The organism is Clostridium sp. K13, from assembly GCF_019734195.1.
GTDB lineage: Bacteria > Bacillota > Clostridia > Clostridiales > Clostridiaceae > Clostridium.
The window spans coordinates 56540-76027 of the sequence record NZ_JAASHM010000012.1; the positions used below are offsets into that span (position 1 = coordinate 56540).

Annotated in this window: 16 protein-coding genes; 12 read left to right on the forward strand and 4 right to left on the reverse strand. The window is 26.3% G+C overall.

Annotated features, from left to right (window positions below):
• Nucleotides 1–5 precede the first annotated feature (5 nt).
• The 7 genes from HCG76_RS08935 (at nucleotide 6) to HCG76_RS08965 (ending at nucleotide 6002) form a co-directional block, all read left to right on the forward strand.
• Nucleotides 6–413, forward strand: coding sequence for a UDP-N-acetylglucosamine pyrophosphorylase (locus tag HCG76_RS08935; protein ID WP_221699991.1), 408 nt, complete (start codon nucleotides 6–8; stop codon nucleotides 411–413).
• Between the two features lie 109 nt (nucleotides 414–522).
• Complete coding sequence (locus tag HCG76_RS08940) at nucleotides 523–1533, forward strand: dipeptidase (RefSeq protein WP_221699990.1); 1011 nt, start codon at nucleotides 523–525, stop codon at nucleotides 1531–1533.
• Between the two features lie 40 nt (nucleotides 1534–1573).
• A complete protein-coding gene (locus tag HCG76_RS08945) occupies nucleotides 1574–2536 on the forward strand; it encodes a patatin-like phospholipase family protein (RefSeq protein WP_221699989.1) in 963 nt (320 codons plus the stop codon).
• Between the two features lie 88 nt (nucleotides 2537–2624).
• Nucleotides 2625–3242: a hypothetical protein gene (locus HCG76_RS08950; protein ID WP_221699988.1), complete on the forward strand. Its 618-nt coding sequence runs from the start codon at nucleotides 2625–2627 to the stop codon at nucleotides 3240–3242.
• A 27-nt stretch (nucleotides 3243–3269) separates the two neighbouring features.
• The gene (gene truA, locus HCG76_RS08955) at nucleotides 3270–4019 is read left to right on the forward strand and encodes a tRNA pseudouridine(38-40) synthase TruA (RefSeq protein WP_221699987.1); all 750 of its coding nucleotides are present in this window, start codon (nucleotides 3270–3272) and stop codon (nucleotides 4017–4019) included.
• 113 nt (nucleotides 4020–4132) lie between these two features.
• Entirely contained in the window at nucleotides 4133–4912 is a 780-nt protein-coding gene (locus HCG76_RS08960; protein WP_221699986.1) for a PHP-associated domain-containing protein, read from the forward strand.
• A gap of 211 nt (nucleotides 4913–5123) precedes the next feature.
• On the forward strand, nucleotides 5124–6002 hold the full coding sequence (locus tag HCG76_RS08965; protein ID WP_221699985.1) for a tetratricopeptide repeat protein: 879 nt from the start codon (nucleotides 5124–5126) through the stop codon (nucleotides 6000–6002).
• A 65-nt stretch (nucleotides 6003–6067) separates the two neighbouring features.
• On the opposite strand, the gene HCG76_RS08970 is transcribed toward HCG76_RS08965, so the two are convergent.
• Nucleotides 6068–6379 (reverse strand): DUF1540 domain-containing protein, encoded by a 312-nt coding sequence (locus tag HCG76_RS08970; protein ID WP_221699984.1) that lies wholly within the window; start codon nucleotides 6377–6379, stop codon nucleotides 6068–6070.
• A gap of 26 nt (nucleotides 6380–6405) precedes the next feature.
• A complete protein-coding gene (locus tag HCG76_RS08975; RefSeq protein WP_195987659.1) occupies nucleotides 6406–6948 on the reverse strand; it encodes an NADH peroxidase in 543 nt (180 codons plus the stop codon).
• A 174-nt stretch (nucleotides 6949–7122) separates the two neighbouring features.
• On the opposite strand from HCG76_RS08975, the gene HCG76_RS08980 reads away from it, so the two are divergent.
• On the forward strand, nucleotides 7123–7770 hold the full coding sequence (locus HCG76_RS08980; RefSeq protein ID WP_221699983.1) for a pentapeptide repeat-containing protein: 648 nt from the start codon (nucleotides 7123–7125) through the stop codon (nucleotides 7768–7770).
• Between the two features lie 46 nt (nucleotides 7771–7816).
• Here HCG76_RS08980 and ytaF read toward each other — a convergent pair whose 3' ends face one another.
• Nucleotides 7817–8452, reverse strand: coding sequence for a sporulation membrane protein YtaF (gene ytaF / locus HCG76_RS08985; RefSeq protein WP_221699982.1), 636 nt, complete (start codon nucleotides 8450–8452; stop codon nucleotides 7817–7819).
• Between the two features lie 213 nt (nucleotides 8453–8665).
• Between ytaF and HCG76_RS08990 the strand changes: the two genes are divergently transcribed.
• Both HCG76_RS08990 and HCG76_RS08995 read left to right on the forward strand, forming a co-directional pair.
• Entirely contained in the window at nucleotides 8666–9370 is a 705-nt protein-coding gene (locus tag HCG76_RS08990; protein WP_294172137.1) for an ABC transporter ATP-binding protein, read from the forward strand.
• Nucleotides 9364–12615: an ABC transporter permease gene (locus tag HCG76_RS08995; RefSeq protein WP_221699981.1), complete on the forward strand. Its 3252-nt coding sequence runs from the start codon at nucleotides 9364–9366 to the stop codon at nucleotides 12613–12615. The genes HCG76_RS08990 and HCG76_RS08995 overlap by 7 nt, the downstream gene beginning before the upstream one ends.
• Nucleotides 12616–12676: 61 nt before the next feature.
• On the opposite strand, the gene HCG76_RS09000 is transcribed toward HCG76_RS08995, so the two are convergent.
• Nucleotides 12677–13576, reverse strand: coding sequence for an AraC family transcriptional regulator (locus HCG76_RS09000; protein WP_221699980.1), 900 nt, complete (start codon nucleotides 13574–13576; stop codon nucleotides 12677–12679).
• Nucleotides 13577–13715: 139 nt separating this feature from the next.
• On the opposite strand from HCG76_RS09000, the gene HCG76_RS09005 reads away from it, so the two are divergent.
• Nucleotides 13716–16052 carry a glycoside hydrolase family 31 protein gene (locus tag HCG76_RS09005; protein WP_221699979.1) on the forward strand — a complete coding sequence of 779 codons (2337 nt, stop codon included), beginning with the start codon at nucleotides 13716–13718 and terminating at the stop codon, nucleotides 16050–16052.
• Between the two features lie 220 nt (nucleotides 16053–16272).
• Nucleotides 16273–19398 carry a DEAD/DEAH box helicase gene (locus HCG76_RS09010; protein ID WP_221699978.1) on the forward strand — a complete coding sequence of 1042 codons (3126 nt, stop codon included), beginning with the start codon at nucleotides 16273–16275 and terminating at the stop codon, nucleotides 19396–19398.
• Nucleotides 19399–19488 lie beyond the last annotated feature (90 nt).

Below are 19488 nucleotides of genomic sequence, written 5' to 3' on the forward strand. Positions count from 1 at the left end.
TTATTATGATATACGAATTAACAGTACATAAATTAGGAAAATTATTAAAAGAACTTTCTAATGAGTATAATATAAACTTATTAGTTAAAAGAAAATTAAGCGGTGGATTTATTACTATAACAGGTGAAGTTGATGTAGAATATTTCCCAACAGAACAAAAGACTATAAAAGGTAATAACATAATTGGCTTAAAAGTTAAAAATAGCACTGGAGAAGCTGATTTAAAAATTACAGGAATTAAGGATTCATTATTTAAAGTTGAAGTTGCTCCATCTAGATTAAAGGAAGTTAATATTGGTGGATTATCTATGGATAAAGTTAAAGAAAGTAAAGAAGAATGTAAAGTTAGAGTAGATGAAGATTTAATTTTTACAGTTCCTGCACCTTATGAAATAGTTGAAAAATTAATATAATACCTTATGGTTAGTTTAGTATTAGTGGCAGGCTTAGCTTGCCACTTTTTTGTTATTATTCCATTTGTGATATAATTAAAGTTAATAAATATTTAGGAGGGTAACTTTTATGAGAGTTGCTGATATGCATTGTGATACAATTGGAGCTATTTATGAAAATAAACTTTTAGGAAATGTTTATAATTTAAAAGATAATAATCTTCATATTGATATAAAGAAAATGAAGAAGGCTGATTATTTTCTACAAAATTTTGCAATGTTTATAGATATTAAAAAATATAAAAATCCTTATAAGACATTAAATGAAATGATAGATATTTATTATGAGGAACTTAGTAAAAATAAGGAATATATAGAGCCAGTTTATAATTATAAGGATATATTAAAGTGTGAAAGAGATGGTAAAATAGCAGCTTTATTAACGATAGAAGATTCAGGTGCATTAGAATGTAAGATTGAGAGATTACAAGAAGTTTATGATAGAGGAGTTAGACTTATAACTTTAACATGGAATTATCCTAATGGAGTAGGTTATCCCAATATTAAACTTAAGGTGGATGAAAATGGGAATGTATTAGAAAAGTCAGACTTAAGTATTGTGAATAGTGAAAATGGATTAACAAAGTTTGGGATAGAGTTAGTTAAAAGTATGGAGGATATGGGTATAATAGTAGATGTTTCACATTTATCAGATGGTGGTTTTTATGATGTTCTAAAATATACAAAGAAGCCTTTTGTAGCAAGTCATAGTAATGCTAGAAGTATTTCTAATGTTGCAAGAAATTTAAGTGATGAGATGATAAAAAAACTTGCAGAGAGAGGTGGATTAACAGGAATAAACTTTTGTTCAAATTTTATTCAGCCAACACCTTATAAAGAACCAACCTTTACTTATATAGATGATATTGTAAAGCATATAAAGCATATAAAAAATGTTGGTGGTATAAATTCAATTGCATTAGGCAGTGATTTTGATGGAATATCAAGCACATTAGAACTTGTAGATGGATCATATATGCAATTATTAGCAGAAGCATTATTAAAAAATAAATTTACTTATGAAGAGGTTGAAAAAATATTTTATAAGAATTTATTAAATTTATATAAGGAGCTATTATAAGATTAATGAATTCTCTGAATATTGAAAGGCGTGAGAGTTTATGATTGATATTCATAATTTATTTGATTTAAATATTGGATTAGTTCTTGCTGGGGGAGGAGCTAAAGGTGCTTATGAAGCTGGTGTATTTAAGGCTCTTTGGGAGCTTGATATAATAAGAAGAGTAAATGTAGTATCAGGGGTATCTATAGGAGCAATTAATGGATTAATGCTTTCTATGAATAATGGAAATGTTATGGATAAAAGCTGGTCTGATATTAGCTATTCTAGGTTTATTAATAATGAAAATAGAGTAAGAGATATAAAAATAAGTGAGTTTATAAAAAAAGCTAAAAGTGCAGAGAAAGGAATAAAGATAGCAGAACTGTTTAATAGAAATGATATAGGATTATTATCTCAAAGTGGAATAAGAAGTTTTATTGAAGATTATGTAGACTTTGATATTATTAGAGAAAGTAATAAAATACTTTATGCCTGTGCTTACAATATTGATTTACAAAGGCCAGAATATTTTAAACTAAGTGATTATAGTAATGAAGAAGCTTTAGATATATGTATAGCTTCTTGTGCGGTACCATATTTATTTAAGCCAATTACAATAAAAAATCATAGGTATGCAGATGGTGGAATTAATAATCCTCAATATAAAGTTCAAAATGCAGATAATGTACCTATAGCGCCATTAAAAAAATATAATTGTGATATTATAATAGTTGTACATTTATCTTATAAGCAGCCAATAAATAGAGAGGGATTTGAAAATTCTAATATTATAGAAATATATCCTTCAACACAATTAGAGTTAATAGATGGTATTGGAACATTGAATATAAGACAAAGTGTACTAAATCAGCATATAGAGCTAGGTTATAGAGATGCTTTAACAGTACTTTCACCAATGATTATAGATATGCTAAAGGGAAAACAAATAGATAAATTAATTAAAAAGCATGAAGAATATAATGAAGAACTATTAAATAAAAATAGACATTCTATAATTTGAATTTTAATATTGATATGATAGCTTTTAAAGAGTATCATATCAATATTTTATAAATATAAAATATTGAAATAAAGGTAGGAAACAAAGGATGGAAGAAAATAATTTAGAACTTGATTTAAATAAATTAAATGGAAAAGAAATTTTAGAAAATGTATTTGGAAAGGAGTTAAACTCTAAGAAAAGTATTTTAGAAGTTATAGAGATAATAAAACCATTAGCTAAAGAAGCTTTAGATGCTGATAAGGTTCAAGAAGTATACACTATAATTTATAAGAGTATAGAAGAAATGAATACTATAGTAAAAGCTAACACTATTATGTATTTAAAAAATCAGTTAAAAGGTGCTATTGGAAAATATGTTGAAAATAAGGATCCTAAAGAAATGAACTATTTCTTAGAATTTTTTAAGGAAGCTTACCCACCTAATAATAGAAGAGTTGGATATACAAGAGTAATAAATGATTTTAGTAAAATTACTAATGAACAAATTTGGGAAACATTAACTTATATAAATAGAGTTGTTATTAAGACAAAAAGAAGATTAGGTGAAGAGGAAAAGCAAGATATTATCAAGAATATTAATGGTTTACTTAAATCTGGAAAAATTGAATACATAAATCAAGTTAAGAGTTTAGAAAAATTATTAGTTGCATTAAATGTTAAAGTTGTTAGCTATAAAGAAGGATTTAAACTTAAAAACAGATAAAAATATATAAGAAAAGAGAGATGAATCATGAGAAATATAAGAATGACAATACAATACGATGGATCAAGATATAAAGGATGGCAAAAACAAAATATAAAAGGAACAAGTGTTTCAACTATACAAGATAAAATTGAAAAAGTACTATCTAAAATGACAGGAGAAGAAATACAAGTTATTGGTTGTGGAAGAACTGATACTGGAGTTCATGCTGATAATTATACAGCAAACTTTAAAACTAACAGTGAAAAAAAGCTTCCTGAAATGTCTAAATACTTACATCAGTTTTTACCTGAAGATATTTCAGTAACATCTTTAAGAGAAGTTAGTGATAGATTTCACTCAAGATTAAATGTAATATCTAAAACTTATGTATACACTATTGATAATAATAAGTTTGCAAATGTATTTTTAAAAAAATATGCTTATCATGTTGAGGGACAATTAAATATAGAAAAAATGAGAGAAGCAAGTAAATACTTAATAGGAACTCATGATTTTAAGAGCTTTAGTGGCGTAAAAGATAAGTCTAAGAAATCAACAGTAAGAACTATAAACTACATAGATATAACAGAAAGCAATAATATTATTAAGATTGAGTATAATGGTAATGGATTCTTATTAAATATGGTTAGAATCTTAAGTGGAACATTAATAAAGGTTGCAAAAGGTGAAATAGAACCTATAAAAGTAAAAGAATTATTAGGGGATAAAAATAGAAGTGATTTAGCGGAAAAAGCTCCAGCAAAAGGTCTTTGTATGAAAGAAGTAAAATATTAAAAATTTTTTTTCTGCAATTAACATAAAAGATGTACTCTTAATATACTAATAAATATAAGGTATTTAAAGTGCCTTTAATAATATTAGGAATAAATTGAGGGTGTGAAAAATAGATGAATATGGATTTTCATGTCCATGGATTACTAAGTAAAAGAAAAGATTTTAATAAAGAGTTTTTTATGAACGAAATATACTTTGCAAAAAGTAATGGGCTAAATGGTATAATTCTTTGTGAACATTTTAATGCGAAAGATTTTCTTAATATTTATGATTTTTTAGAGAAAAATTTTACTTATGAAGGAGATAGATATATTGTTGATGATATATCAGTATTTCCTGCAATGGAAGTTAATATTAAAAATAAAGGTCATGTAATTTTAACTGGGGATAGAGATGGAATAATTAATCTTTATGATGTATTAATGGAATTTAGAGAGAAAGATAACTTAATAGAATTAGAAGAGTTATTAGATCAAGCTGATATTTTTAATTTATTAAAGATTGGAGCACATCCCTGTAGAAGAGGACATAAATTATGTAATCAGCCTCATGAATTATTAAAAAGATTAGATGCCTTAGATTTGAATGGAAAAGATATATTTAAAAAAGGTGAGAGTGTGGCAAGAGATGAAGTAATCAATTTATCTCAAGAGTTAGGACTTAATATTATAACAGGTAGTGATAGTCATACTCCATTACAATTAGGTGGAATATATACAAGATTAAACAAAGAGTGTTCAACTGTAAAGGAAATAAAAGATTGTATCATAAAGGGAGAATATACAATTGAGATAAAGGATGAATTAAACTTTAAAATATTTTCTTCTAAAATATTAAAACGTTATTTATTAAAATCTCAAACATACGATAAAACTACAGATTTTAAAATTTAAATTATATATTTCAGAGCTATCTTTTAGTATAATATATTAAAATATAGCTCTAAGTGATGCTCCAAATTTTAATTTGGTTAGCAGAACTTACACCTACCACTGAAAGGAGTAGTGTGTTTTAGATGGATGCTATAAATTTTAAAAGTATAAGTTAATTATATAAATTTATGGCAAGAATAATAATAAAATATTTTAGATAAGGAAGATAAAAATGGAGAATATAGAAGAAATATTTAACGAAATATTAGTGTATGATGTCCAGGAAGCACTAAAATATAGTAGTGATGGATTTAAAAAAAGTGGAAATCCAGAATATTTAATTTATACTGCTCATGGATATTTAGTTCAAGGCTTTTATGAAGATGCAATAGCAGCTGTAGATTTAGCCTTTGAGCTAGGATGCGATTACTTTGTGTATGGATATAACGTTAAAGGAGAAGCATTACTTAATTTAGGCCTTTATGTAGAAAGTAGAAGATGCTTTGAAAGAGTTACAAAAGAAGAGCCAGAACAATATTTAGCAAATACTTTTTTAATTGAACTTGACATAAGAGAGAGTTTATATGAAGATGCAATTAATAAGTGTGTTGATTATATGGAAAACTTTGAGTGTGATAATAAGCAGTTATCAGATTTAAAATGTATTATTGGATGGACATATTTAGTAAATTTAAACAATCCAGAAATAGCTAAAGAAGCATTTATAGAATCTATAGAAGCTAATGAAAACTGTGGAAGATCATACACTGGTTTAGGAGTATATGAGGCTAATTATAAAAGGTTCGAAGAAGCAATTGAATATTTCAATAAAGCAATAGAAATAAATGAAGATGATGGAGAAAATTATTTTGGAATAGCAATTTGTAATAAGGAACTTAATAATTTTGATGTGGTAGAAGAATATTTAGTTAAAGCAAATGCATTAGAGCCAGAAGATAATAGAATAATTGAAGAATATGCTTTTGAATTATTGAGACAAGAAAGAAATAAAGATGCAATTGAGTATTTTAAAGAAGTTTTAAGAGAAAATCCTAATAATATAGAGATTAAGAATTTAATTTTAGAATTAGAGAAAATTGACGAAATTTAATGTACATATTAAATGGCAAATAGATTTAAAGTAAATCTATTTGCCATAAAATTTATATATGAATATTATTTTTCATAACTTTCACAACAAGTTTCAGTATATATGTTAGCACGAGAGCCTGAAACGTTTATAGATGAAAGAGTACAATTACAATTTTCATTATGTGTACATTCAGTTGCTTTACATATTAAGCAGTCACAAGAACCACTACTATTAGTGTTATTTGTTAAATCACTATAGTGTCTTCTATCTAAAAATGACCCACAACAAGTATCGTTATCAGTACAAGATGTGCTACCTATATCAACACGATTAGAATAACATACACCTTCTTTATTATGAGAACAATTATTTACATCACAATTAATTTTTTGCATTTATAAATCTCCTTTCAAAAATAGAATTAGCTAAAATATCTATCTAATAATCCTTTAAAGGCTCTTCCATGTCTAGCTTCATCTTTACACATTTCATGAACTGTATCATGAATAGCATCTAAGTTATGTTGTTTAGCTAAAGTTGCAAGTTTTTTCTTTCCATCACATGCACCAAATTCAGCTTCAACTCTTGCACTTAAATTAGCTTTACTACTTGCAGTAACCACTTCACCTAAAATTTCAGCAAATTTACTAGCATGATCAGCTTCTTCATAAGCAATTCTCTTATAAGCTTCAGCTATTTCAGGATATCCTTCACGATCAGCTACACGAGACATAGCTAAGTACATACCAACTTCAGTACATTCACCATTAAAGTTAGCTCTTAATCCCTCAATAATTTCTGGATCTATGCCATCACATATACCTATTCTATGTTCATCAGCCCATTGCAATTCGCCACTCATTTCTTCGAATTTGCTAGCTGGAGCTTTACAGATTGGACATACTTCTGGTGGAGCATCTCCTTCATGTACATAACCACATACTGTACAAATAAATTTTTTCATCGATATAACCTCCTACATAATTTATATTTAAAGTAATAATTACATTTTATAGTATTACTCACAAAAAAATAAATATTCTAAGAATAATTATTGTAGAAAAAGTAAATAATGTTTGACTTTTATTCAGAATATATATAACATAAAAAGATAACATAGGTGCAAAAGGAGATACATATGGCAAAAGACAATAGCGGAAGTGAAAATTTTCACTACAATAATATAGAGAAAAAAGATAAAAATTTTATGTACAAAAACTTTAAAAGAAGTAACTGTTATAACTGTAATTTTTCAAATTCAAATTTTAATTTCGCGACTTTTAGAGGAGCACATTTTAAAACTTGTAGTTTTATGAAAGGGACTTTTGAAGGAACTGAATTTATTGGAACTAATTTAAAAAATAGTAAGTTTAAAAATGCAAAGTTCAAAAATGCTATTTTTGAAGGAGCAAATTTAGACGGTGCAGATTTTAAAGATGCAACATTTGAAAATACTATATTCTTAGGATGTAAATTAGAAAAAGTAAGAAATTTTAATGCAGAAAGTAATGGTGTAAGAATATTTGATGGTATGCCAGAAATAAGCATAAGCACAGAATTAGAAGAAGCATTAAATAATTTAATGGAAAATAAATTTGTTAAAGATTCTAGAATTTTTGATACTAAAGATGGTAATATTAATACTTTAACATTAATGATACTTAATGAAAACTTTAGTGAAGAAGAATTAATTAAGGGATTTAATGACATAAAATCTCAAATAGATAGAGATTTTTATACTATTAGCTACATTATAAGACTTATTAAGAAAGTAATAGCAGAATAAATATAAATATGCTCCTCAAGTAGATTAAAATGAGGAGCATATTTTTTTATAGCAACTGGAATATTCCCATAGCTATAATTATTATAGCTGATATTAAATCAGAATACTTACCAAAAATTTCAGATAAGAAGCTGTTACCAATCTTAAGACCTACTATTAATATTAGTATACTAAATAAAAATGTAAAAAGTGTAGTAAGAGGAATACTAATTCCAGACATACTTGCACCAAGTCCTAAAGCAAAATTATTTATGCTAAGTGCTAATGCTAGTGAAATAGCCTCCTTAAGTTCAATATTACCTGAACCATCTGCATCAGCAGTTTTATTATGAGTTAATATATCATCATAATGTAATGATTCAATAATATCATTATTTTCTTTAGCTGAAGTTAGTTTACTTCTTTTTAAATTTCTTTGTTCTTTATAAAAATCAAATGTCATAAATAAACCAACAATAATTAAAAGAATTGCACCAATATAGTTGCAAATATATATTGGGATAAATTCGCTTAAAATAGCACCTAAAACCATTGAAAGGAAGGTGCCTAAAGTAACAATTAATGCAATTATTATATTAATAGAAAACTTAATCTTTATTTTCTTTATTCCATAAGCAATTCCAATTATTAAGCTGTCTAAACTTGCGGAAAATGCTAATAAAATAGACGCAAAAATATGCATATGCCGCTCCTTATATATTTATTATACTAATTAGTATATTCAAACCTAAAAACTTCGTTACTTAGACAAAAAATGATACACAAGGTTAACGAAATATGTAAATTTAAAATAATGTATGAACAAAGGTTAAAAAATTTTCATATTTCTTGTAGGTATAAATTAAGTAGTGTATACTGATGACATATAAGAGGTACTAATGGAGGAGATACATAGTTGAAAAAATATATAGAGTTTAGAGATGTTAAGAAAAAGTATAAGATGGGGGAAGTAGAAATTGATGCTTTAGGAGGCGTTGATTTTTCTGTAAATAAAGGAGAGTTTGTCATAATTGCCGGGGCAAGTGGTGCTGGTAAAAGTACTATCTTAAATATTTTAGGTGGAATGGATACGGTATCATCAGGAAAGGTTATTGTAGATAATAATGAGATAAGTAAGTATTCTCAAAAAGACTTAATAACATATAGAAGATATGATATAGGATTTGTATTTCAATTTTATAATTTAGTTCAAAATCTTACTGCAAGGGAAAATGTTGAATTAGCAACACAGATATCTAAAAAGCCATTAGATATTGATAAAGTTTTAGACTCTGTAGGATTAAAAGATAGAAAAAATAACTTTCCATCTCAGCTATCAGGAGGAGAACAGCAGAGAGTGGCAATAGCAAGGGCGATAGCAAAGAATCCTAAGTTATTACTATGTGATGAACCAACAGGGGCATTAGATTATAATACAGGTAAAGCAATATTAAAATTACTTCAAGATACATGTAGAAAAGAAGGCGTTACAGTAATAATAATTACACATAATTTAGCTTTAACACCTATGGGGGATAAAGTTATTGAAGTTAAAAATGGTAAGATACAAAAAATTACTTTAAATGAAAATCCAGTTCCAGTGGAAAGGATTGAATGGTAATTATGAAAACTACATTATGGAAAGATATATTTAGAGATATAAATAAATCAAAGGGAAGATTCTTTTCAATTGCATCAATTATTGCGTTAGGGGTAATGCTTTTTACAGGTGTTAAAGTTGCACCAACGGATATGAAAGCAACAGCAGATAAGTATTATGATGATTACAACTTAATGGATTTAAGAGTGATATCAACTTTAGGATTAACTGATGATGATGTAAAAGATATAAATAGTATCAATGGAGTTGAAGGTGTTGAGGCAGCAAAAAGTTTAGATGTTGTATCAAAATTTGGTTCAGATGAATTTGTAATTAGAATGCACAGCCTTCCAAATGAGGATGTAAATAATAATAATGATAACTATATAAATAGATTAAATATTATTGATGGAAGAATGCCAGAAAAGCAGGGAGAATGTGTTATTGGAAGAATGAATTTTGGAGGCTTAGATATAAAGATAGGAGATAAGCTTACAGTTAATTCAGGAACTGATAATAATATAAGTGATAGTCTTGAAACTAATGAGTATAAGGTTGTAGGTATAGTAGAAACTCCATATTATTTAAGTGATAATATAGGAAGTAGCAGTATTGGAAGTGGTAGTGCAAAACTATATATGTTTGTAAATGAAGATAACTTTAAAAGTGAAGTATATACTGATATTTATGTAACTGTTAAAAACACTAAAGAGTTAAATTCTTATGATGATAAATATTTTAATGTAGTAGATAAAGTTTCAGATTCTATAGAAAATATGTCAGAGGTTATAGTAAACAGAAGATATAACGAAATTAAAAATGCAGCAAATGAAGAGTTGCTTAAAGGAAAAAAAGAATATGAAACAAAGAAAAGTGAAGTTGAAGCTAAGTTAGCGGATGCGGAAAATGAAATCGAAAGTTCAAAGAAAAAACTTGCTGAAGGTGAGCAAGAACTTAATAATAAAAAAGCAGAAATGGAAAGTACAATAAAATCAGCTAAAGAGCAATTAATTGTAGCAGAAAATGAATTAAATCAAAAAGAAGATGAATTAAATCAGGGTATAGAAAAATTTAATGCTGCTAAAGTAATAGCTCAGCAGGAATTTGAAAAAGCAGACAAGACTATTACTGATACACAAAAATATATAGATACTTTAATAAGTCAAAAATCAGCTTTAGAAGAAAGTTTAAATAATGAGAATTTAACTGAAGAAGATAAGGTTGGTATTCAAACTCAAATAACTACACTAGATGTAATAATAAATGAAAGTACTGATAAGCTTAATGCTGGAAAAGTAGAGCTTCAAAATAAAAAGAATGAATTAGAAGCTCAAGAAAATAACTTAAATTCAGCTAAAATTCAAATACAAGAAGGTAGAAATAAGCTTAATCAGTCTAAGAAGGATTTAGAAAGTTCTAAAAAAGAAGGAAATGCGCAAATTGAAGCAGCACTTCAGGAAATTACAAATGGAAAAGAGCAGTTAGCAGAAGGTGAAAAAGAGCTAGAAGAAAATAAGAAAAAGGCAGAAGAAGAACTTTCAAAAGCAGAAGAAGATATAAAAGAAGCTGAAAATGAAATAGCAAAAATTGAAAAGCCAGAGCTTTATGTCTTAGATAGAAAATCACATTACTCTTATGTAGATTATGAAAATAATGCTAAAAGTATTGATAAGTTATCAAATGTTTTCCCAGTATTTTTCTTTATAGTAGCTGCACTAGTTTGTTTAACAACAATGACTAGGATGGTAGATGAACAGAGAGTAAATATAGGAACGCTAAAAGCCTTAGGATATGATAAAGGAAGTATAGCTAAGAAATTTATTGTTTATGCGCTATTTGCAAGTTTAATAGGATGTATAGTTGGGGTTTCATTAGGATTTACAATATTACCAACTATAATATTTGAAGCATATGGAATAATGTATATTCTTCCTAAGATGAAGTATGTATTAGATATTCCATTAGCAATAATAGTTTTTGTAGTAGCAATAGGTGTAACTACATTATCAGCTTATACTGCTTGTAGAATAGAGCTTATAGAAGTACCATCAATGCTAATGAGACCTAAAGCTCCAAAAGAAGGAAAACGTATCTTATTAGAAAGAATTCCTTTTATATGGAATAGGTTTAATTTTACTGGAAAAGTAACTGTAAGAAATATTTTTAGATATAAAAAGAGATTTTTAATGACGGTTATTGGCATTGCAGGAAGTACAGCTTTATTACTTACAGGTTTTGGTTTAAAAGATTCTATAAAAACTATTGTAAATAAGCAATATGGAGAGTTAACAAAATATCAGATATCTGCAAATTTAGAAGGAAATATAAATAAAGAACAAGAAAATGCAGTGTCAGGTTTTTTATCTAATAATACTAATATAGAAGATTTCACTTTTATAAGAACAGAGAGTGGAGAAGCAAGATTTAATGATGTAACTAAAGATGTTAGCTTTATAGTTACAGATGAAGGAAAAAACTTTGATGAATTTGAACATTTACAAAATAGAAAAAGCAAGGAAACAATCTATTTACCTACAGATGGAATTGCTATAACAGAAAAACTTGCAAAATTGCTAAATGTTAAAGTTGGAGATGAAATAGAGCTTAAAGATAATAATGATAATAAAGCACAAGCAAAGGTTAGTGAAATAGTAGAACATTATATAAATCATTATATTTATATTGATTCTAATTATTATAATTCTATCTTCAATAGAACTCCAAAGGAAAATAGTATATTTATTAAATTAGTAAATGAGGATACAGCATATGAGGTATCAAACAATTTAATAAATATGGATGGAATTGCAGGAATAGTAAGTAATAATTCTATAAAGACAAGTTTTTCTGATACAATTAAATCTTTAGATTTAGTAGTAATAGTAATGATATTATGTGCAGGAGCATTATCATTTATAGTTTTATATAATCTTACAAATGTTAACATTTCAGAACGTATAAGAGAAATAGCAACAATTAAGGTATTAGGATTTTATGATAAGGAAGTTTCAGCATATATATTTAGGGAAAATATATTATTAACAGTTATAGGAACTCTTGCAGGATTACTTTTAGGTGTAGCCTTCCATAGATTTATAATGGTAACTGTTGAAATGGAATACGTTATGTTTGGAAGACAAATAGATATTGTGAGCTTTATTATGGCTACTGGATTAACTATAATTTTCTCATTATTAGTAAATTGGGTTATGTACTATAAACTTAAAAAAGTAGAAATGGTTGAATCTTTAAAATCAGTAGATTAATAAAGTATAATAAAGAGTTGTATTAATGTATGTTATATATTAATACAACTCTTTAATCTTATTATTTATTAATATGGCAATTTATATTTCTAAACTCTTTAGGTGTTAAATTATATTTTCTTTTAAATAATTTATTAAAATATGATAAATTATCAAAGCCAACTTCTAAAGAAATATCCATTATTGGATTATTAGTAGAGGTTAATAAAATAGATGATTTTTCAAGTCTTAAATTATTAATATATTGTATACAGGTTAATCCAATATGTTTTTTGAAAAAGCGCATAAAGTGATATTCGCTATATTCACAAAGTTCAGATAAGGTATTTATAGAAATATCTTCAGAATAATGTTCATTTATATAATTTAAAGCTAATTTAATTTTATCAGTATTACTAATTGTAATAGGATTTTTATTTTTTTGTTTTTCTATTAAATTATTTTTATAAAGTAATGAAAAGAATTTAAAAAGCAAGGATTTTAATTCAAGCTCATAAGCTATATCTTTTTCATAATAACAATATATTATATTTTCAATAGCATTAAATATTTTTTTATAACACTCAATATTATCCTGTATAATTATTGGCAATTCATGTTCATGATTTAATATTGGAGCAATATATTTAAGTAATGCTCCATCTGTATCATAACTTTTAAGCATATTTATATTAAATACAAAAGAGGCCCAAGTCATAGTTTTATCTAAAATAGATGTGAAAGAATGTATCTTTTGTGGACCAACGATTAAAATATCACCTTTATTTATAACAAATGAATTTAAATCAACTCTATAATCACAGCTTCCATCTAAAACTATAATAACTTCAATTTCTTCATGCCAATGAGTTGCAATTGAAGGAAAGCTTGGACTAAGTGTACCCTTATAAATTGAAAAGGGGAGTATAAAGTCTCCATGTGTAGCATTTTCTTTTAAGTTTATAAAATTTAAATTATCCATATAATCTCCTAGTGTAGCAGTATTGTTATATAAAATGTTTGTATATTGCAAGTATTATACTTCTTTTAATAATATAATAACATTATAATTACATTTTTAAAATAAAATGTTGTATAAGTGAATAAAAGGGGATTATATTATGTTTGGGAAGATACTGAATTATGAAGTTGAGAAAAACAAAGTTTTAGTAAACTATGAAAATATTAAATGTACGGTAACTTTAGTAAATGAAAGAGTTATTAATTTCTTTTTGCCATTACATAGAGAAGAGAGAAATTCTAAGGCTGTTGAAAACGTATTAGATAATGAAGTAGAATTTAAAGTTAAATATGATAATGAAATTTTAAATATAAAAACACAAGTTTTAAGTATAGATATTTATGATGATTTTAAAGTTGATATATATGATCTAAATGGTAAGATTTTATGTAGAGATTATAGAGGTAAAAGGGAACCTTTTAGAAGATTAGGTGCTAATTCTACTTTAGCAGCGGAAGAAGGACATAAGCTAGAAGGTCATGAAGAATATAAGGTTTATGTATCTAAGATTATGGAAGAAGATATGTATTTTTATGGACTTGGAGAAAGAACAGGTTCATTAAATAAAAAAGGATATCATTATAGAAATTGGAATACTGATGATCCTACTCCTCATGGAGAAACATATGCACAGTTATATAAATCAATTCCTTTTTTAATTACATTAAAAGATGGGAATGCATCTGGTATTTTCTTTGATAATCATTTTGAAAGTCATTTTGATATGGGAAAAGAAAATTCTAACTACTACTATTTTGGTGCTATGGAAGGAAATATAGATTATTATTTTATGTATGGGCCTACAATTAAAGATGTTGTTAATGAATACACTAATTTAACTGGAAAAACTCCATTACCGCAATTATGGACACTTGGATATCAGCAATGTAGATGGTCTTACGCACCCCAAGAAAGAGCTATGGAAATTGCAAAATCTTTTAGAGAAAAAGATATTCCATGTGATACTATTTATTTAGATATTGATTATATGGATGGATTTAGAGTTTTTACATGGGATAATAAAAAGTTTGAAAATCCAAAAGAGTTTTTAAATGAATTAAAAGAAATGGGCTTTAAGGTAGTTACAATTATTGACCCAGGAGTGAAGGTAGATAAAGGCTATAAGATTTATGATGAAGGCTTAAAAGAAGGACATTTTGCAACTGATAAAGATGGGATAGTTTATAAAAATTGCGTTTGGCCAGGGGATTCTGTTTTCCCAGATTTTATGAATTCTAAAACAAGAGAATGGTGGGCTGGAAACCAAAAAATAATGATGGACTTAGGTGTTGCAGGAATATGGAATGATATGAATGAGCCTGCTAGCTTTAATGGGCCATTACCTGATGATGTTATGTTTAATAACGATGGTACTTTAGTTACTCATAAGGAAATTCATAATGTTTATGGACATATGATGGATAAAGCTACTTATGAAGGAATTAAGAAAGCTACAAATAAGAGACCATTTGTAGTGACGAGAGCTTGTTATGCAGGAACTCAAAAATATGCTACAGTTTGGACTGGTGATAATCAAAGTACATGGGAGCATTTAAGAATGTCATTACCTATGTTAATGAATTTAGGTTTAAGCGGAATGTCATTCTGTGGTACTGATGTAGGTGGATTTGGACATGATTGTACTCCAGAGCTTTTAAGTAGATGGGTACAAGTTGGAGCATTCACACCATTGTTTAGAAATCATTCAACTATTGGCAGTAGGGAGCAAGAACCATGGGCTTTTGATAAAACTACAGAAGATATAAATAGAAAGTATATTAAATTAAGATATAAGTTAATTCCATATTTGTACGATATGATGTATAAATGTGAAAATAGTGGAGAACCAATAATAAGACCTTTATTATTTAATTACCAAAATGATAAAAAGACTTATGAAATAAATGATGAGTTTAATTTTGGAGATAGTATTTTAGTAGCTCCAGTTGTAGAACAAGGTTCAAGGCATAGATTAGTTTATTTGCCTAAGGGAAATAATTGGATTGATTATTGGACTGGAGAAGAACATAAAGGTGGTCAGTATATAATTAAAGAAGCACCTTTAGATATTTGTCCAATATTTATAAAAGCTTTATCTATAATACCAACAGGTAAAGAGCAAAACTATATTGGAGAAACTAGTGATGATATATTAACATTAAATATATATTTAGGAAAAGAGCCTGGAGAAAGCACATATACTCATATATTAGATGATGGAGAAAGCTTTGAATATAGAGATGGTAAATTAAATAAATATACTATTAGATTAGTATCTAAAGAAGATATAAGAATAGAATTAAAAGAAAATATAGGATATTCAAAAAAATATAATAAAGTAAAAATAATTTTTAATAATTTTGAGCATACTAAAAGAGTATTCTTCAATGATAAAATAATTGAAGTTAAAGAAAATGAGTTTTTAGTAGAAGTGTAAAATAACAAAGTTAATCTTACAATCTCAAAATTTAGATTGTAATTTTATAAATTTCCACCTTAAATTCAAATATAAAGTAGATTCATAACAAATTGCTTATGAACTACTTTATATTTTTTTGTTTTAAAATAATAAACTAATAGTCTTACTATTTCTATTAACGTTAATTAAAACTTGTGATATAATAATTTAATTAATTAGATGATAATGAGGTGAAAAGGTGAATTTAAAGAAATTATTAGATAGTGTATTAGCCTTAGGATCTAATATTAGCATAAAAGAAGGAAAAGATATTTATAAGAATAGATTAGTATCAAATTTAACTAGTAAAAAGATTAATGATATTTATCATATATATTCAAGAGTTACAGAAGATGATAATAGTAAGACGTATAGTTGTCATATTAAGTATAATTTGAAAACTGAAAAGGTGTTAGGGGCAACGTGTACATGTAGTACCTATGAAGAATTCTCTAAGCATAAGCATAATTATATTTGTAAACATATTGTTGCAAGTATATTTTATTTTTATATTGTGGCTAAAAATAAGATAAAGAAAATAGCAAAAGAAAATCCTACAACAAGTAGGAATAAAGAAAATAAGGTGGGGTTTGAAAAGAAATTATTAAATTTAGATTTGGATATTAAAAGAAGTGATACAAATGAGTTTGATGTTCAAATTAGGATAGGAGAAAATAATACTTACTTAGTACCTAAAATTAGTGAATTTTTAAAGTGTAAAGAAGTAAAGGGTCATTTAAGAATTAATGGAGAATTTTTATATAACTCTACTTCTATGATATTTAGTGAACAAGATGAAAGACTTTTAAATTATATACATATGAATTTAAATAATTTTAAAGTTGTAGAAGGAAAGACTTTAAGAATAAGTGAAGCTTATATAGAGGATTTATTAAAGCTAATAAGTGATAATAAAAAGGTTAAGTTAAATTATAATTATATAAATTATGAAAGCTATATTATAAAAGATGATATACCATTATCTTTTACTGTAAAACTTGACTTAAATAAAATAATATTAACAACTAAAAAGAAGCTACCAATTCCTTTAAATGATAATTTTACTGTGTTTTTAAATGATAGAAAAATTTATCTACCAACTGAAAATCAAGTGAAAAACTATAGGGTAATATATAGTAAATTAAAGCAAGAAGGGAAAATAGAATATCCTAAAAATGAAGCTTCTATAGTTAGTTTATTTAAATTATTAAGTAACATAAGTAATGATATATTACTTGGAGATGGCATAAAACATCTTTGTAGAAATTGTTATAAGATTAAATCCTTATTTAAAAATGAAAATAATGAGATTAAATGTAAAGTTACTATTGATTACTTTGGAAAAATAATAAATATATTAGATAAAAATGTTGAGTGTTTCTTAAGAGATAATTATTTTGAAGAAGAAATTGCAATGAAGCTTGAGAGGTATAGATTTATAAAAAAGGGAACAGAATTTATATTTATTGGTGATGATGAAGAACGCTATGATTTTTTTACTAATGGAATACAGTTTTTTAAAAGTTTTTCTCGATTAGAATTTTCAAAAAGCTTTAATGAGGCCTCTCTTATTGGAAGTAGTGATATTCACGCCATATTTGAAGGGGAAGGAGAGAATCTTACATTTAAATATGATATAGATGGTATAGATTATAGTGAGTATGCAAAAATACTACAAAGCTTAAGTGAGGATAGAGATTTTTATAAAACTAAAAAAGGAAGAATCTTAGATTTAAGAGATTTAGGAATAAATAATTTCTTTAATATTATTGATAATCTTATGTATAGTGAAGATCTATATGATGGTATATTAGATGTTGATAAAAGTAAGGCATTATTTATAGAAGATAGTATTAAAAATAATAATTTAATATTTATAAGGGGAGCAGAAGTTTTAAATATTGTTTCTAAGAAACTTGAAAGTAGAACCATAGAAGAAGTTAATGAGATAGAAGGATTAAATGGTGTTTTAAGAGGTTATCAGCTTATTGGTGTAAATTATTTGTTAGCACTAAGTGAAATGAATTTTGGTGGAATATTAGCAGATGAAATGGGGCTTGGAAAAACTATTCAGATAATTGCATTTTTATTATGTCAAAAAGGTAAAAAATCATTAGTGGTTACTCCAACCTCACTTATATATAACTGGAAGGAAGAATTTGAAAAATTTGCACCTGACTTAAATGTTGGAATTATTCATGGAAGTAAGAGTATTAGAAATAAGGTATTAGATAATAAAGATGAATATGATGTTCTTATAACTACTTATGGAACAATTAAAAATGATATATCTTTTTATAAAAATGAGATTTTTGACTATTGTATTATAGATGAGGCACAAAATATAAAGAATCCAAAAGCTCAAAATACTAAGATTATAAAGGAAATAAAAGCAAAGGTGAAATTTGCATTAACAGGAACTCCTATAGAAAATTCATTAATTGAATTATGGTCAATATTTGATTTTATAATGCCTAAATATTTATTTGATGAAAAGAAGTTTAAGCAAAAGTTTGTTAATAGAACTGAAATGGAAATTGATGAGTTAAAGTCTTTAATAAACCCATTTATACTAAGAAGATTAAAAAGAGATGTTATAACAGAACTTCCTGAAAAGATTGAAAAGAAATATTATGTTTCAATGACTACAGAACAAAAATTGGCCTATAAAAATTATATGAAGGAAGTAAAGCTTAAATTAAAAACTGGAGAAGATGATAATATAACAATTTTCTCTTATTTAACTAGACTAAGGCAATTATGTCAGGATCCTATTTTAGTTAATAAAGATTACACTGGTGATAGTGGAAAGTTAAATGTTGCATTAGAAATAATAGATGAGGTTATAAAAGAAAATAATAAAATATTAGTATTTTCTCAATTTACTTCAGTACTTAAAAAAATAGAAGAAGAATTAAATGAAAGAAAAATAGTTAATAAATATTTAGACGGTTCTACTAGCGCAAAAGAAAGAGTAAGACTTGTAGCAGAGTTTAATGAAAGTAATGAGCCAGGTGTATTCTTGATTTCTTTAAAGGCTGGAGGAACAGGACTTAACTTAACATCAGCTAAATTTGTTATGCATATGGACCCATGGTGGAATCCTGCAATAGAAGATCAAGCAACAGATAGAGCCCATAGAATCGGACAAAAAAATGTTGTAGAAGTAATTAAACTTATAGCAAAGGACACAATTGAAGAAAAAGTTATACAGCTGCAAGAAGAAAAAAGAGAAATAATAAATAGTGTTATGAGTGATGATAGTTTAAATATAAATAATATTTCTAAATTAACTAATGATGAGATATTAGATTTATTTAAATAATGATAATAATATAGTTTTATACTAAGAAAGTTTTAGTGGTAGCCAGTAGCTTGCCACTTAATTTCTATTTTAAGTCTAATAAATTAAGTT

What these genes read in the sequence shown, in the direction of transcription:
- HCG76_RS08965 (WP_221699985.1), top strand. Translation starts at nt 5,124, where the DNA reads ATGGAGAATATAGAAGAAATATTTAACGAAATATTAGTGTATGATGTC.
- HCG76_RS08995 (WP_221699981.1), top strand. Translation starts at nt 9,364, where the DNA reads ATGGTAATTATGAAAACTACATTATGGAAAGATATATTTAGAGATATA.
- HCG76_RS08975 (WP_195987659.1), bottom strand. Translation starts at nt 6,948, where the DNA reads ATGAAAAAATTTATTTGTACAGTATGTGGTTATGTACATGAAGGAGAT.
- HCG76_RS08970 (WP_221699984.1), bottom strand. Translation starts at nt 6,379, where the DNA reads ATGCAAAAAATTAATTGTGATGTAAATAATTGTTCTCATAATAAAGAA.
- HCG76_RS08980 (WP_221699983.1), top strand. Translation starts at nt 7,123, where the DNA reads ATGGCAAAAGACAATAGCGGAAGTGAAAATTTTCACTACAATAATATA.
- truA (WP_221699987.1), top strand. Translation starts at nt 3,270, where the DNA reads ATGAGAAATATAAGAATGACAATACAATACGATGGATCAAGATATAAA.
- ytaF (WP_221699982.1), bottom strand. Translation starts at nt 8,452, where the DNA reads ATGCATATTTTTGCGTCTATTTTATTAGCATTTTCCGCAAGTTTAGAC.
- HCG76_RS09005 (WP_221699979.1), top strand. Translation starts at nt 13,716, where the DNA reads ATGTTTGGGAAGATACTGAATTATGAAGTTGAGAAAAACAAAGTTTTA.
- HCG76_RS08960 (WP_221699986.1), top strand. Translation starts at nt 4,133, where the DNA reads ATGAATATGGATTTTCATGTCCATGGATTACTAAGTAAAAGAAAAGAT.
- HCG76_RS09000 (WP_221699980.1), bottom strand. Translation starts at nt 13,576, where the DNA reads ATGGATAATTTAAATTTTATAAACTTAAAAGAAAATGCTACACATGGA.
- HCG76_RS08945 (WP_221699989.1), top strand. Translation starts at nt 1,574, where the DNA reads ATGATTGATATTCATAATTTATTTGATTTAAATATTGGATTAGTTCTT.
- HCG76_RS08935 (WP_221699991.1), top strand. Translation starts at nt 6, where the DNA reads ATGATATACGAATTAACAGTACATAAATTAGGAAAATTATTAAAAGAA.
- HCG76_RS08940 (WP_221699990.1), top strand. Translation starts at nt 523, where the DNA reads ATGAGAGTTGCTGATATGCATTGTGATACAATTGGAGCTATTTATGAA.
- HCG76_RS08950 (WP_221699988.1), top strand. Translation starts at nt 2,625, where the DNA reads ATGGAAGAAAATAATTTAGAACTTGATTTAAATAAATTAAATGGAAAA.